This is a genomic window from Bradyrhizobium brasilense (assembly GCF_029714345.1).
Taxonomy (GTDB): domain Bacteria; phylum Pseudomonadota; class Alphaproteobacteria; order Rhizobiales; family Xanthobacteraceae; genus Bradyrhizobium; species Bradyrhizobium australafricanum.
Window position 1 is genome coordinate 8,412,138 of the sequence record NZ_CP121669.1, and the last position, 14,281, is coordinate 8,426,418.

The window sequence follows — 14,281 nt, forward strand, 5'->3', positions numbered from 1 at the left end:
CTCCCAACCAATATGTACTGTTATGTCTTCCATACACGTCCAGCGTAGATGCTGGGGATGTTCCGACCAAGGCTCGTGAATGTACCAGCGCAGATACAACTCCGGGCCTCGCCGAGTTCGATCTAGCCGGCGATCATTCGACGCATGAACAATGATGATGCCATCCGCAGAGGGACCACCGAGCAGCGCCCTGTCAGACCAGCGGTCTCCGATGTGCTCGAAGACGGCACCATCGTGGAATTGATATACAGGCCAGAACATCGCACCACGTTGCTTGCGACGTCGTTGGCGGGACGCTGGACCCTAGCGAGGCGCGTAGACGTGCCAGGCGGGCACCAACTAGCTCCGTTCTCGCCCGACAACAATCTGATCAAAAACGACGTCGTCCTACTCCCATCCGAGCCGCGCTCCTATGGAGACGAGCAAGAGCTCGTCTCCGAAGTCATCGACTTCATCCATCGCTATGCCGACCTCAGTCCTACATTTGAGCAGGTCGCAGGTCATTATGTGCTCCTGAGTTGGGTATACGACGCATTCAACGATCTGCCGTACCTTCGCCTTCGGGGTGATTTCGGAACAGGGAAGACGCGGTCGCTCCTCACGATCGGCTCGCTCTGCTACAAACCGTTCTTCGCAAGCGGCGCTTCGACGGTCTCGCCGATCTTCCACACGCTCGACGCGTTCCGCGGAACGCTCATCTTCGACGAGGCTGATTTCCGTTTTAGCGACGAGCGCTCGGAGATCATCAAAATCCTCAATAACGGCAACGTGCGCGGCATGCCGGTGTTGCGCACCGTCATGAATCGTCAACGCGAGTTCAACCCGCAGGCATTCCATGTCTTCGGACCAAAGATAGTCGCGACGCGGGGACGCTACGAGGACAGAGCCCTGGAGAGCCGCTTCATCACCGAAGAAACCGGCGCTCGGCCGCTTCGCAATGATATCCCCATCAATCTCCCCCCGACCTTCAAAGACGAAGCGCGCGAGCTACGCAACAAGCTGCTCTTATATCGTTTTCGCAGGCGGCACGAGATCAAGCTCGACCCGTCCCTGGCTGACCCGACGCTGGAGCCGCGCATCAATCAAATCATGCTGCCGCTACTCAGCGTCGTCAGCGATCGAATGCTTCAGGGCGAGCTTCGGAATGCGGCGAAGCGCGCTCAAGACCTACTCGTTGCCGAGCGCGGCCTCCTTATGGAAGCTCAGGTCCTAGAAGTCCTCGTGGAGCAGATGTTGTCTTCCAATAGACGTGTCGTGCCGGTCGCTGACATCACCATGGGCATGATCCAGCGCTACGGCGCCGAGTATGACCGGCCACTCAATAACCGATGGATCGGAAGCATCCTGCGCAAGAAGCTGAACCTTCTGACTTATAAATCTCACGGGGTGTACGTCGTGCCCATGGTCGAGAGGCAGAAGGCCGAAATGTTATGCCGACGGTATGGAGTGAATCCCGTTACCAGCCCGTCAATCGCGGACAAGGGGGAGGTGGGGACTTCGGGGACATCCTAACCGCACCTCAAGAGGGAGATCTCTTGAGCGAAGCAAGTGAACTGAATACTAGGATACTTCGCGTTACCTGTCGCTCTTCCACATCCCCATGTCCCCATCTCCACCCGATCTTCACGCCGGATAGGCCATCCTTTCTGAAGCCACGATAGATAGAATGAGGGGCGCAGTTTTGCACTAAGTGCCGAGTCGGCACTTTTTCGTGTCTCAGATGAGACGAGCTTTCGAGGGATCATAGCATGCGTGCCTGTCATTTTGCTGGCCGGCCTTGCACCATCTATGCATCACCGACACCAATCATACCTTCGTCCGCATCGTCGTCGCTGGGGGCTCACCCAGCAGGAACTCGCCTTTTTGATTGGTATAAAGAGCCGCACCGCCATCTCTCGAATTGAAGGGCTGAAACGAAAGCCGAGCCTAAAAGCGGCACTCATATGCACGATGATCTTCGATATGCCTGCATTAGAGTTGTTCCCCGGGCTCCTATCGGAGCTGCGGCAGATCATTCTCGCGCGAGCCAACGAACTCTATGACGAACTTCAAGGCAATTCCTCAAACGCAGCCCGCCTGAAGCTCGATTTTCTTGAACAGCTCGTGGAGCGGGTGAACGCGAAACATTCAGAATCAACTGTATGAGGATGCTCCGCCGCTACGCCCTCGTCCTCTCTGTTTATCTAAACACGCGCGGCTTTGCTTTCATCGTCTTCGAAGGTCACCTGTCGCCCTTCGATTGGGGGATACGTGAGACACGCGGCCCTCAAAAGAACCGCACATGTCTCACTCGCATTACAGCAGTTTTCGATCAATATGCGCCCGACACTCTCGTCGTCCAGGACACGTCCGAACAAGGAACCGAGCGAGTGCGACGTATCCGCAAGCTGAATGCCTCGATCATTAAACTCGCGAGTGATCGCGGCATTCCCGTGTTTGCGTATTCGCGCGACCAGGTCCGACGCGCGTTCGAGCCCTACGGATGCCCCAACAAGAATAGTCTAGCTGAGTTAATCGCAAAGCACATTCCGGCCTTTCACCAGTATGTCCCGCCGCCCCGCAAACCATGGATGAGTGAGGATCGCCGAATAGGCCTGTTCGACGCTGCCGCGCTGGCGCTCTTGTTCTTTCAGTCGGCAGCGGTGCATCCATGACACTACCGGCCATTTCGAAAGCTACACTGAGGCCATTCAGGCAGCCCCTTCCAAGGCATAAGCCAAGGTCGGCGACGTTGTTTCGTCTCGCAGCACTCTTACGGTGCACGCGCATACATTTGTTCGTTTCGTACAAAGCAATGCCACGGACCAACGATCTTGGAAAGAGACAAGCAAGTTGGATAGCCAACACGGAGTACCTCTCGGACGTGCGCTTATGCCTTGCCTCTCGACACGAATGAGCGTCAATTTGAGAGAGGCGGAATTGAACGCCTGATAGCTGCCCACGAAACGGCGACGCACACCGAACGCGCCGTTCAGTTAGCTGACAGCGTCGATGCCATCGGCAGGCACCGCAGAAGCGACGTCGGAAGTGCGTCCCTGCGGCTGGAATCAAGCTGGGAACTAGCTGGCAATCGCCGTCCGACAGCGGCAAAGATCACGCACGTGCCAACGATTGTCGTCGCGCGTAGCGACTGATTTGAGAGCGGCAGAGCCGTAGAACTGAGTACCTCGACATGTGAACCTGGAAGGAATGCCTGGGAAGCACGCATCAACAGCAGGGAGCGAACGCCATGACGACAAGCCCGTATTGGGGGACATTCGCGTTTCCCTGGTCTCAGCCTGTTCCCGGACCGCATATTTATCCTCCAAATCTAGCTGTGAACACGGCCACCGGCACGCTAGAGTTCTTCTACGGATTCACTCCCAACGGCTCGGATACTCTGTTCCGCTACGCCGTTCAGCTAGATTCGTTTTTCTTGCCACTGCCACCCTTGTCATCTTCGACCGATGGGTACGCATTCGTGGATGCGTCAAGGCTCTTCCAATATCCGCTTCATCAAAATCTGATCCTCGCCAACACCGGACCGAACAGCGTTGAGGGCATCGCCATCCTCCAGACACAAGATCAAAGCGGCAGCAGCTATATCGATGAAAGCTTCATCACGGGCGGGGATGGGACTCTCTCGGCCGGTCCGAACACTCAAGTCGCGGGGCCACTGACCGGCATCATCGAAAATACGATCTTCGAGCCGTTTCGAACGACTGCTGGCTTACTTAGCTCGTACGGCGTCGCCTGGGATCAGTACAATCCGTCAACCGGCGCATATTCGATTAGCTTCGAAATGTTCAATCACAACAGCGGCGATCCGAATTTTGACAGGCCCACCGATTATACGCCTACCGGCATCGTAACGTTAAACGAAGGGACGTTTACAAGCGAATCATCATTGCCTCTGTGGACCTTTGCCGCGGCCGGCGGCGCATATGTCCTCGCGAGCTCATTTTCCTTTTCAGGTCACGATTCCATTCTTGTTAATGGGTACAACCTCAACGGCTTCTTAAAAACTAACGGCTTCACGTTCCGAATCGATCCCGATTTGAACGCTTTCCCAAGCGACACAAACCACATCACCCTGGAGCGGGATGCGGCGAGCGGGGCACTGATTTCAGGATCATTACGTCTTGTCCAACAATCGTCGCCCGGCAACTTCTACGCTATCGCGTGGAACGAGAGCATCACCGACGGAAACGGTAACGTCGTCGGAAATCAGGTTGAGTTTGTCATATTTCAGCCGCTTGTCGGTGTTGTCGCACGTCACACATTCCAAACATCCGGTACCGCGCCGGAAAAGGTGAGACTACAGCTGGAGAGTAACAGTGTCTTTGTGCTTGCGTATGGCGACGACACAGCGACGAACATCGTGCGGTTCGACACGAGTGGGAACGTGTTCGGAACTGCCACTGACTCGACAGATCACTTGTTCGACAGCATCGCGGTGCTTGGCGACGGGCGTGTGGCTGTTCTCTACGACAACGCACTCGATCCATCGAGTACTTCGCAGATAGTGTCACACGTGTTTGATTTCCGTACCGGAGTGAACATCAACGACTTTTCGGTTGTAGACGGAAACAACAAATACGTTGCGGGTACGCAGTTCAGTGACTTCTTTATCGGCGAGTCGAATGTTCTCAACGAGTTCTATGATATCGATGGCATTCCCTTCTCGCCCAACTTCGATAGCTTCACGGGAGGTGCCAATGGCTTTAACGTTGCTATTTTTCCTTCGGCAAGGTCCAATTACGTAATTTCGGAGCTTGCGGGCGATTTAATCATCAACAGTAAGACCAATAGTGGCCATTTTTTGCAGGCGGCGAATGTTCAGGAACTCGCATTCAATCCGATTGTCGAACCGGCCCCACAGGCGGGCGTAATCGATGTCACCGGCGGTGGAGTCTATCTCCGTGCACCTCTGAGCAATGGTCTATCAGCAATAATTGCGGGCTCGACTCTGGAGCTCGCCTCTCCACTGACCAGCACCGGCGAGGTAACGTTTTCTGATTTCGGCACGTCCACTTTGCGTCTCGACTATCCTGGAAGTTTCCAAGGGACGATCTCGGGATTATTGCCAGGCGATATTATCGGTCTCGCAGGACTCGATCCGAGCACAACGACCGCACTGTTCGACGGATCGACACTCCTGGTCCACACGATGCGTGCCACATTTCAATACCATGTCACCGGTGCTACTGCCGGCGGCACGTTCAGGGTGCAGACTGACGGGATTGGCGGGACTAATCTCGTTTTCGAGTCATCAGCCAATCATCCACCCGTCGCGTCAAATATTTTCGCAGACGCCAACGAGGACACGAACATACTTCCAGTGACGCTGGCCGCACTTTTCACAGACGCTGACCTCAGCGACACGTTTACTTTCTCGACTGACACGACTGGCACAATTGGAAAAGTCACTAACAACAGTGATGGAAGTTTCGCGTATGACCCGAATGGAAAGTTCGAGTCTCTAGGTGTCGGGGAAACCGCGACCGATACATTCACATACACGGTGGCTGACAATCACGGTGCCAGCTCGACTGCTACTGCGACGGTAACGATCCACGGTGAAAATGACGCGCCCGCCCCTCTTCCAGACTTTGGTCACGTGCAGAAGGGCAAGACGCTAAGTATCTCAGCGGCGAGCGGTGTTTTGGCGAACGATCGCGATGTAGACGCGCACGACGCTTTGCAAGTACTCAAAGTAAACGGTGCCGAGGCGTACGTCGGTCACACCATTCCAGGAAGGTATGGGACTCTCAAGCTCAATTCCGACGGCAGCTACCTTTACTCTCCCGGAAGCAAAGTAGGCACAGACACCTTTGTATACACCGTGAGCGACGGGCATGGAGGAACAGTCGATTCGACCTTGAATATTGCTGTTGAAGCGGCTTCGGTATCAAACAAGGGCTTAGTATTTTCGATTGCTTATTTAGACGCAGACAAAAACGAAGGCACTAATGAGACGACCGCTTTCACGTTCACGGTGACCCTGAGCGGCCCAATCACGGATACAACTAAGGTGGACTGGTCTGTTGCTGCTGGGCTCACTCCTTCTGTCGATCTGTCCGATTTTGGCCTTGCTGCACATAAATTTCCTAGCGGTACGGTAATTTTTAATCCGGGCGACAGCTCCACAAAAACGATCAGCGTACCTGTCTTTGGCGACTCGCTTCCGGAAAACGGTGGTCGGTCAGAAGACTTCGCCGTCACGCTGTCCCACCCGACTGCGGGCGCAACGATCGATCCCTTCGCCTCTAGCGCGCAAGGACACATTCATGATGACGACCTGATCCCATTCCTCGGAAAGCTCGCGGGCGCCGCATACCATCTTGCCGGAATCGAAAAAGCAGGCGTCTTTGATCCACCAGGCGGCATGCTGGCTGATTCACTCTACAGTGATGTCTCTGCACTACCGGGGTTTCACTTGCTCACGTCTGGCGATCAAGACTTGTCCTCACTTAAGCCCGCTCCGACTGGAAATCCAAACTTCCCGACCAAGGGGATCGACCACGGAATCTACGTCCACGAGAATGCTGCTGCCCTTGTAGGAACTTCTGACGATTCCCTGTACCTTGCTTTCCGCGGAACTAACGATGTGCCCACCACAGGCATTGGTCAGCTTTCCGACTTTTTTGCCTCGATGTCTGCAGCTGGAACCCCCGATGCGAATGACTGGTGGTCGATGGATGAGTATTATTTTCTGTACGATGACCTGTTTACTGCGCTCAGGAACTACATCAAAGACCCGACCAGCCACATCGACCATGTGTACGTCACAGGGTTCAGTCTCGGCAGCGCAATGGCCCAACAATTCATGAGCCAATACGCCGGAGATGCACGCTTCGAAGCTGTCACGTTCGCTGATCCTGGGTTCTTGCTACCCTCTACTGACTCCCGTTCGTTCGGCCCAGACGGGAGAATTATAAATGTTCATATTAGCGGTGACGCTGTAGGTGATGTCGCCATCAATTCTCTTGAGAAAGCGCTTCTGGCGGATTTCACGCACAACGCTTTTGGAGTCCCATATAAAACTTTAGAGGCGGGGGATGATCTAATCGTTTCGGGCTTATCAAATGGATCAGAAAGGGTTGCGCTTCACGACCTAGCCACGTACGAGTCAGTCGCTAACTCGATTGGTGACCATTACCAAATTGGGGCCAACAATTTTGATCTGATTCGGAGCGCTATCGACTTTCATGTCTGACCGGCGCACTTCGTCTTAACAGGTCCACTATCATTTTTGAGAGTGCTCCGACCGTAGCTCCGAAGAGGAAATAACAGGCGTTATAGACCGACATCGGTTCAAGAGCGGGTGTACCCAATAGCATAATCTGATCTAAAAATACTTGTACATTAAGCAACTTGTTTAAGATCAGTAGAGCAATGGTTGAGTGCGACACAATGGCGAACAATGTCAAAAAATGCATGAATACCAAGAACAACAACGTCAAAGCGCCTCCGACCACCGCCCATTGCAAATACCCCGAAGTCATAGATTAAGAATTGTACCATGAACAACAGCTGGTTACACGTCTGCAACGCGGGGAGGCCAGCCGTGCCGGATACTTCCGGCTCAGCCTGACAATGCCCGACATCGCGCGCTGTCCGGGGCGCCCCTCGGTGTCGAACATTTGCTGGCTCAGCGCCCTGGTCTGCGGCCCGATGCGCTCGGCGCTCGCCAGCAACACCGCGGTTTGCCGCGACGGATGGAACGGCCGTTCGCTGGTCGGCAGGACGACAGAACCGGGGTGCGTCATCCGGGAATGAACACGCAGCAGCGCATGGGTGTGGCGATCACGGATCTCGCAGCCCAGCCTTTATCGACCGGCTGCGGTGTGTTGCCCTTGATCCTTGTTTGGAATGCAAAGCGCTTGAGAAAGCGCGGCGGGTTGGCGACCTCGCGCCTATTTGTAAAGTAAAGATCCCTTCGCTTGATCATCGCCGCCTGCCAACTACGCAGCTCGTCAAACAATCTGGAGAGCAGAAAGTGGCAGAAAAGGCAACGAGCGACCAGAGAGAGTATGAGAAAGATGACGTCAAGGCGCTTAAAGCACATTCGAGAGAGCGGACGCCGGTCGTGAAGTCTCCAAATTGATGAAGCGTTCCGCAGCGGTAGGTCGGTCGTCGGCGCGCTCACCTCGCAATCGTTACGGAAAAGCCCCCGCAGGTCTGGCGCCGGCGACATAGAGTCACTATTCGTGAAGAAGGATGGCGTCCGGTCGAACGGACACCCGTGAATACGTGGCCTGCGGAACGACAGCAACCGAACGATCGCCCTTCTTTGGCATCGCCGTGTCGTCGATGACCAGCGGGCTGGTTTAAATGTTACTGCATCAGAACTCTATAAGCGACAATCAGAGCCACCATGCCGGCGAAAATCAGCATTGCCGAAAGGGATCTTCGGAGTATCGGCCACGTCGATTGGCGCGCAGTCGATAGACGGGGCCGGGACTTAGGCCCGCTTTGGAGCCGCACGACTTTGCCCTCTGTGGTTGGTTTGCGAGCCTTTGGTTCTGGGGCCGCGCCCACACCTCCCATCTCGCTGTAGTAAGCGCTGTAGACTTCACGAACGGCCAGGGCCGTGGACTCGGCCTCGCTCATCGTCTCGAGGCGGGCTCGATAGTTAACCAGAAAACTCTGTGCGTTTGTCGGAAGGTCATCGAAACCACCGAGCTTGGCGATCATGAGCCAAGTGGCAAAATCCGCCTCAGCTTTCGTGCGAGCTTTCTTGGCGACACTGCTGTTGGAGCCGGAGGACATGATGGTCCTATTCGTTCGCCCGCTCAAACTCGCTGGCGTTCATGTCGATCGTTGGACAGTACGCTCTGGTTCCCGGTTGACGTCAAGGTATCCGCTCCGCGGTCTGGCGTGGCGCGCTAGGATTTGCCTTTGCCGTCGAAGCCGCCTAGCGAACGCTGGACCCGATTAAAGGAGCACCGGCATCGGCGCCGCGCTCTACGTGGGGGCGATAGGCTCCCGCGTGTTCTTCGTTAGCTGTGGCTTGGGGCCGCGCTACTTCGTTCGCGCTGGGGCGCATTCCTTGAAGTGATCCGAGAGCGCAGCAGCCGCCAAGTGCTCCCAGTACTCAGCCTCGGCGAGCAGCTTCCAACTTCTGTCAGGATGATGCGCAGCACTCTGTCGACATAGCGACGCCATCGCTCGCAAGCGACTTACGGCTTCCATTGTCCATCCTCCCGTCGTTTTCTCCACTCTATTTTTTGTTTTTGCGTCGGAGTCATCATGATTATGGCTCTGAACTAATTGTTCTGCGGCAGCGAATGACGGGCTCCAAATTGCTTTCAGTTCGGGTTCACATAGGCCCTAAAATGAACGCGAAGCTCGCCAGCCGAAAATCAAATAGAACATTCACTCTTGGCCCTCGGCTCGCGTGCCTTCGTCCTGAAAGAGGAAGGGCATCGATATTCGCGATGTAGGTCCGGCCGGCCGCCAAGAGCGCCCGCTTGGCGTAGCTGGGGCCGCGACATCCTGAAATGCCTGAGGCAATCAAGCTTCAAGCTGATTAGGTTGGCGCGCGCATCGTCATGGAAGCCGCCAACCGCGCGGATGATCCCGACCACACCGACATTAGGAACGTTAATGGGGCGACGCAGAGACAACACACTCTGGCGAGAAACGAGACCGGCCCGTTCGTCCGCTTCGTACTGTGTTCGTTAGAGCGCAGCCGACAGAACCAAGGTATGCATGCCCGAATCACGGCAGACAGCATTGGCTGCCGCTCTGAAGCATCGGAGACCACAGATGAAGAGCGCGAATTGAGCCATGTCACCGTGCGGCAAGATCGCGCTCTTTATCGATGGTCCCAACCTCCAGGCAACCGCGAAGGCGCTCGGCTTCGACATCGACTACAACCGCCTGCCCGACTTGTTTCAGAGCGGCGGCACGCTGTTGCGGGCGTTCTATTACACGCCGATTGTCGAGGATCAGGAATATTCAGCAGTTCGGCCGCTCCTCGATTGGCTTGACTACAACCGCTACGCGGTTGTGACTAAGCTGACCAAAGAATTCGCAGACGCCTGCGGTCGTCGCAAGGCGAAGGGCAGTATGGACATCAAGCTCGCAGTCGATGCCATGGAGCTCGCTGAGCACGTCGACCAGATCATCCTGTTCTCCGGCGACGGCAACTTCCGTTGCTTGGTCGAAGCCGTGCAGCGTCGTGGCGTCCGCGTGACCGTCGTTTCCAGCTTTGCAATCCAGCCGGCCATGATCGCCGACGAACTTCGGCGCCAGGCGGACGAATTTATTGACCTAGCGCAGTTGAAGCTGAAGGTGGAGCGCGATCCGTCCGAACGGCTCGGCCCCTCATCAGGTGCTATCAGGTACCGCGATTCAGCCATCGCGGAATAACGCATGGCGGCAACTTCGTGCAACCTGACGGCGGCGCAGACAGTGCGCCGGTTAGTGCTCAACTCGTATCTCGTCCGTCTTTTGCTGATATGGGTGATCAGTGCGACACCGGCGGAGAGCAGGGCCGATGACGGTCGATCGTCGCCCGTTGTTCCAGATGTCAGGGTCGAATGCTCGTTGAAGCGGAAGGCTGGCGAACTGTTCGAGACTGAAGCATTCGTCGCGCGGGAGCACTTTAAGGAAGACATTACGCCAACGGCCCGAGTCAGGATCTCGTGGCTTGGCGCGACCTTCATGCGCCGGTACGCAGTCAAAGTCGAAACCGAAGGCGATCCATCTCTGCAAACCTACATCTTAAGGAACCCCTCAAATGCGGTCGCCATCAGCGAAGAACCGGGCGCTCGCGATGAGACCCAGCTCGCGAATGTGTGGTGCCTCTTGAGGCTGCAGGCCAATGGAGAAAGTGGGACGCTGCAGACCAATTCCATTCCGAACATATTCTTTGTCCGTGACGGCATGGGCGACCTTGGTGTGGTTGACATCCTATGGGGTGGAGCGGGTTGGGAAATTGGAGCAAGTCCGATTGGAAACCAACGGACATGGCCACTCGGCACTCGTGTCTTCTCTCACGGCGCGGATTAACGAATGTATCGAATTGACTGGGCTTGGTGCCGGTGTGGCGGGCCGAGCCTATGTCGAGCGTTCGACTTGTTCCCTAGACGTATTGTCGTGGTTTAACGGGGCGCACTGGGTAAATTTGCGATCCTCCGATGAAGCTAAATCAGCGTATGGAGAGGTTTAGCCGCATCGTTACCGTGCCGGTTCTAGCCTATTGCTGGATGCCGCGCTGGACCAGCGCTCAGATCGCCGTAATTCGCTCCCGAGCCGCATCAGGCTGGACTGCAGCCAGATCATTTCCTGCTTCTCGCGCCTGCTGCGCCGAAACATTGTCTCCGCATACGTGCGCATGCGGAAGCGATAGAGGAGTCGGGAGAAATGACTGGTCATATCTCGCTCCATGCTGGTTTCACTATGAAATCCGCTTAATTGCATCATTATCTCCCACAGAACCGAACATTTTAATGCAATCTGGTCCAGCTGGCGTCTAAATCCAGCGCTAGAGCGCCTTTCTTTCGTGGATTTCATCACACGCGGGCGCTCGTGTGACAGTTCTGCTCAGTTTGATGCCGGCCAGCCATGCTTGAGCAGCAGTTTGTATCCGCAATTGCTCATCCACCTCGCCCGTGCGAGATGCGATTCGTACGCTTGCCTGGCGCGGATCGGCTCGCGCTCATGATCGATGTCGAGGACGATTGCCGTGACTTCGCGCCAGTCGGCACCTTCAGCATCGGCATCCAGCATGCGCAGATATGTAATCGCATGTTCTTTGTCGTATGGCGTCAGGATATCATCCACCGGCGCAGAATCGGCGACATGGGGCTCAAGCGGCATCTCGCGCATAGGCTCTCCGTGGATTTACTCGCTGCTTTTCACACGCCATTTGGGCCGATTGGTGATTTCCTCTGCGGTGGCCAACGGTACGAACCGCGCGGTTGTGATGTAATTTGAGCACTCCTGCGGGGTGCACGCGCGCATTGGATCGTTTCGTACAAAGTTTTACCCCCAGGTAGCGAACGCATTCTGTCACTAGTCTACTGGTTGAGTACACTTTAGATTGTTTACTTTCGTCATTGTTACTTTTTGTTGCAGTGACAAATCGGTTTGGTTGGTGGGGTTTGGTATGGTGGATGTTGGGCGAGCCGGGGCTCGGCCTCGGATCTTGTACATCGTACCGGAAGACGAGACGTTCACGACCCACTTCCTTGAGCCGGCCCGCGCGGCGCGAGCGGCGGGATTTGATGTCATGGTCGCTACTTTTGTGCGGCACCAGCGGGATGCGATCGAACGAGAAGACTTCCGTCTGCTGGAGATGCCGACGGAGCGCGCCTCTTTGTCGCTTGTTTCTCTACTTCGTTCGATCCTGCGTCTTCGCACAATTCTGGCTGAGGAACGGCCGGACCTCGTCCATGCGCTTTCCATAAGATCTATCGTGCTGTTAGGCTTATCGGGCCCGGTTGGACGGAAGTATCCTCTCCTCGCCTCGTTCACAGGCCTTGGGCAGCTGTGGGGACGCGCTGGATGGGCTGCCGAAATGGCCCGAGGTTTCGTTCGCCTGCAAGCCTGCTGGCTCTCGCGAGGGCGAACCGCACTCGTCTCATTTGAGAATGAAGATGATCGCCGCGAGTTTCCGCATCCGGCGGATTCCGTGATTTTCGGTGGATGGGGTATCGAGATTGGCTCCCGTCGCTCGACTAAAAGATCGAGTGACGGACCCGTCCGAGTCGCGTTTCTGGGACGGATGCTCAGGTCGAAGGGTCTCGCGACCGCAGTAGAGGCCGTATCGCTCGCTCGGGCGCGGGAGCCGCGAATCGAGTTGGAGCTCTGGGGGACGCCAGACCCAGGAAATCCGACCAGCTATACAGTCGACGAGCTCAACCAACTCACCACGATCGACGGCGTCGCCTGGATGGGGAAGGCTCCCGACATCGCGACAGTCTGGGAGCGCACCGACATTGCGATCCTTTTGTCCGAGAGTGAAGGAATGCCGAGAGCGCTCATGGAGGCCGCTGGCTACGGCATACCGATGGTCGCAACGAATGTCCCTGGCTGCCGCTCAGTCGTTCGGGACGGGGTTGATGGTTTTCTCGTGCCGCTCAACGACCCCGTGGCTGCCGCCGAGGCTATTGTGCGTCTCGCGCGCGACCCGGCCTCTCGGAACCATATGGGCCGAATGGCTCGCCAGCAGTTTGATGAACGATTCTCAAGAGACGCCGTCGTTCCGAAGATCCTCGAAATCTATTCACGCCTCATCACAAATCGTGAGAACGCAACTCTAGTTCAACTGCCGTGCGATCATGGATCTCAACCAATTCTATCATAAACGAAAAGTCCTCGTTACGGGCGCCGCCGGCTTCATAGGAAGCCACCTCACAGAAGCCCTCGCGCGAGCCGGCGCTGATGTGACGGCTATGATCCGGTACAGTTCTTCTCCAGCTTGGGGAAGTCTTGAGCATCTGTCGCCGGATCTGAAGAATTCAATCAACGTGGTCGCTGGAAACATCGAAGACCCTGAGTTCGTCACTCAGACGGTACGCGTCCAGGATATTGTCTTTCATCTGGCCGCTTTGATCGCGATTCCGTATTCATACGTCGCGCCACGAAGCTACGTGCGAACAAATATCGAAGGCACTCTGAACGTCGTGGAAGCTGCGCGGCAGCTCGGCGTTTCGCGCGTCGTGCACACCTCGACTTCCGAGGTTTACGGGACCGCAACCACCGAGACGATTGACGAAGCTCATCCGCTCCAGGGGCAATCACCCTATTCCGCGTCCAAGATTGGCGCCGACAAGATCGCGGAAAGCTACTCCCGCTCCTTCTCGACGCCTGTCGTGACCGTCCGCCCCTTCAACACGTTCGGCCCACGGCAATCGGCCCGCGCTTTCATTCCGACGATCATCTCCCAAGCCCTGACGCGCGACGTCATTGAGCTCGGCGCTCTTGATACATTGCGCGACATGACCTTCGTGGGGGATACGGTGTCCGGATTTCTCGCGGCAGGCGCGACGCCCGGGATCGAGGGCGAAACAATCAACCTCGGTACCGGCCAGACGTTTCCCGTTAGCCACTTTGCCGAGCGAATACTATCACTGATGAACGTGAGAAAGCGAATTGTGCAAGATCCGAAGCGCATTCGCCCCGCAATGAGCGAAGTCCTTCGGCTTGTCTCAAACAATGACAAAGCCCGGCGGCTTTTGCAGTGGACGCCAGGCACCTCGATTGACGAGGGGCTGAAGCTCACGATCAATTTTGTCGAAGCCAATATCGGCTCATATCGCGCCAACCTTTACAACATTTAGCGAAC

General features: G+C 56.0%; 11 protein-coding genes and 1 pseudogene. 8 read left to right on the forward strand and 4 right to left on the reverse strand.

The genetic code is table 11. From position 1 onward, the window contains the following. The first annotated feature begins 144 nt into the window (after positions 1-144). The 4 genes from QA635_RS39015 (at position 145) to QA635_RS39030 (ending at position 7,198) form a co-directional block, all read left to right on the forward strand. Positions 145-1,512, forward strand: coding sequence for a hypothetical protein (locus QA635_RS39015; RefSeq protein WP_283065208.1), 1,368 nt, complete (start codon positions 145-147; stop codon positions 1,510-1,512). Between the two features lie 240 nt (positions 1,513-1,752). Beyond that, on the forward strand, positions 1,753-2,145 hold the full coding sequence (locus tag QA635_RS39020) for a helix-turn-helix transcriptional regulator (protein ID WP_283065209.1): 393 nt from the start codon (positions 1,753-1,755) through the stop codon (positions 2,143-2,145). Further along, positions 2,142-2,654, forward strand: coding sequence for a hypothetical protein (locus QA635_RS39025; RefSeq protein ID WP_283065210.1), 513 nt, complete (start codon positions 2,142-2,144; stop codon positions 2,652-2,654). Before QA635_RS39020 ends, QA635_RS39025 begins: the two co-directional genes overlap by 4 nt. 575 nt (positions 2,655-3,229) lie before the next feature. Beyond that, on the forward strand, positions 3,230-7,198 hold the full coding sequence (locus QA635_RS39030) for an Ig-like domain-containing protein (RefSeq protein ID WP_283065211.1): 3,969 nt from the start codon (positions 3,230-3,232) through the stop codon (positions 7,196-7,198). A 331-nt stretch (positions 7,199-7,529) separates the two neighbouring features. Here QA635_RS39030 and QA635_RS39035 read toward each other — a convergent pair. From QA635_RS39035 to QA635_RS39045, 3 genes and pseudogenes are all read right to left on the reverse strand, one after another. Further along, positions 7,530-7,799, reverse strand: a pseudogene (locus QA635_RS39035) (IS21 family transposase); the annotation flags it as partial. Further along, positions 7,748-8,131, reverse strand: coding sequence for a hypothetical protein (locus tag QA635_RS39040; protein WP_283065213.1), 384 nt, complete (start codon positions 8,129-8,131; stop codon positions 7,748-7,750). The gene QA635_RS39040 and the pseudogene QA635_RS39035, both read right to left, overlap by 52 nt. A 188-nt stretch (positions 8,132-8,319) precedes the next feature. Continuing rightward, positions 8,320-8,754 (reverse strand): hypothetical protein, encoded by a 435-nt coding sequence (locus QA635_RS39045; RefSeq protein ID WP_283065215.1) that lies wholly within the window; start codon positions 8,752-8,754, stop codon positions 8,320-8,322. A gap of 1,020 nt (positions 8,755-9,774) precedes the next feature. Between QA635_RS39045 and QA635_RS39050 the strand changes: the two genes are divergently transcribed. Together QA635_RS39050 and QA635_RS39055 are read left to right on the forward strand one after the other, a co-directional pair. Next, positions 9,775-10,359: a LabA-like NYN domain-containing protein gene (locus tag QA635_RS39050; RefSeq protein ID WP_283065217.1), complete on the forward strand. Its 585-nt coding sequence runs from the start codon at positions 9,775-9,777 to the stop codon at positions 10,357-10,359. Positions 10,360-10,362: 3 nt separating this feature from the next. After that, positions 10,363-11,001, forward strand: coding sequence for a hypothetical protein (locus QA635_RS39055; protein WP_283065218.1), 639 nt, complete (start codon positions 10,363-10,365; stop codon positions 10,999-11,001). A gap of 534 nt (positions 11,002-11,535) precedes the next feature. Here the strand turns inward: QA635_RS39055 and QA635_RS39060 are convergent. Next, a complete protein-coding gene (locus QA635_RS39060) occupies positions 11,536-11,820 on the reverse strand; it encodes a DNA -binding domain-containing protein (RefSeq protein WP_283065220.1) in 285 nt (94 codons plus the stop codon). Positions 11,821-12,139: 319 nt separating this feature from the next. Between QA635_RS39060 and QA635_RS39065 the strand changes: the two genes are divergently transcribed. Both QA635_RS39065 and QA635_RS39070 read left to right on the forward strand, forming a co-directional pair. Continuing rightward, the gene (locus QA635_RS39065) at positions 12,140-13,300 is read left to right on the forward strand and encodes a glycosyltransferase (RefSeq protein ID WP_283065222.1); all 1,161 of its coding nucleotides are present in this window, start codon (positions 12,140-12,142) and stop codon (positions 13,298-13,300) included. Beyond that, positions 13,275-14,276, forward strand: a complete 1,002-nt coding sequence (locus QA635_RS39070; protein WP_283065224.1) for an SDR family NAD(P)-dependent oxidoreductase — start codon at positions 13,275-13,277, stop codon at positions 14,274-14,276. The genes QA635_RS39065 and QA635_RS39070 overlap by 26 nt, the downstream gene beginning before the upstream one ends. The last annotated feature ends 5 nt before the right edge of the window (positions 14,277-14,281 follow it).

What these genes read in the sequence shown, in the direction of transcription:
- QA635_RS39015 (WP_283065208.1), top strand. Translation starts at nt 145, where the DNA reads ATGAACAATGATGATGCCATCCGCAGAGGGACCACCGAGCAGCGCCCT.
- QA635_RS39025 (WP_283065210.1), top strand. Translation starts at nt 2,142, where the DNA reads ATGAGGATGCTCCGCCGCTACGCCCTCGTCCTCTCTGTTTATCTAAAC.
- QA635_RS39030 (WP_283065211.1), top strand. Translation starts at nt 3,230, where the DNA reads ATGACGACAAGCCCGTATTGGGGGACATTCGCGTTTCCCTGGTCTCAG.
- QA635_RS39045 (WP_283065215.1), bottom strand. Translation starts at nt 8,754, where the DNA reads ATGTCCTCCGGCTCCAACAGCAGTGTCGCCAAGAAAGCTCGCACGAAA.
- QA635_RS39050 (WP_283065217.1), top strand. Translation starts at nt 9,775, where the DNA reads ATGTCACCGTGCGGCAAGATCGCGCTCTTTATCGATGGTCCCAACCTC.
- QA635_RS39055 (WP_283065218.1), top strand. Translation starts at nt 10,363, where the DNA reads ATGGCGGCAACTTCGTGCAACCTGACGGCGGCGCAGACAGTGCGCCGG.
- QA635_RS39060 (WP_283065220.1), bottom strand. Translation starts at nt 11,820, where the DNA reads ATGCGCGAGATGCCGCTTGAGCCCCATGTCGCCGATTCTGCGCCGGTG.
- QA635_RS39070 (WP_283065224.1), top strand. Translation starts at nt 13,275, where the DNA reads ATGGATCTCAACCAATTCTATCATAAACGAAAAGTCCTCGTTACGGGC.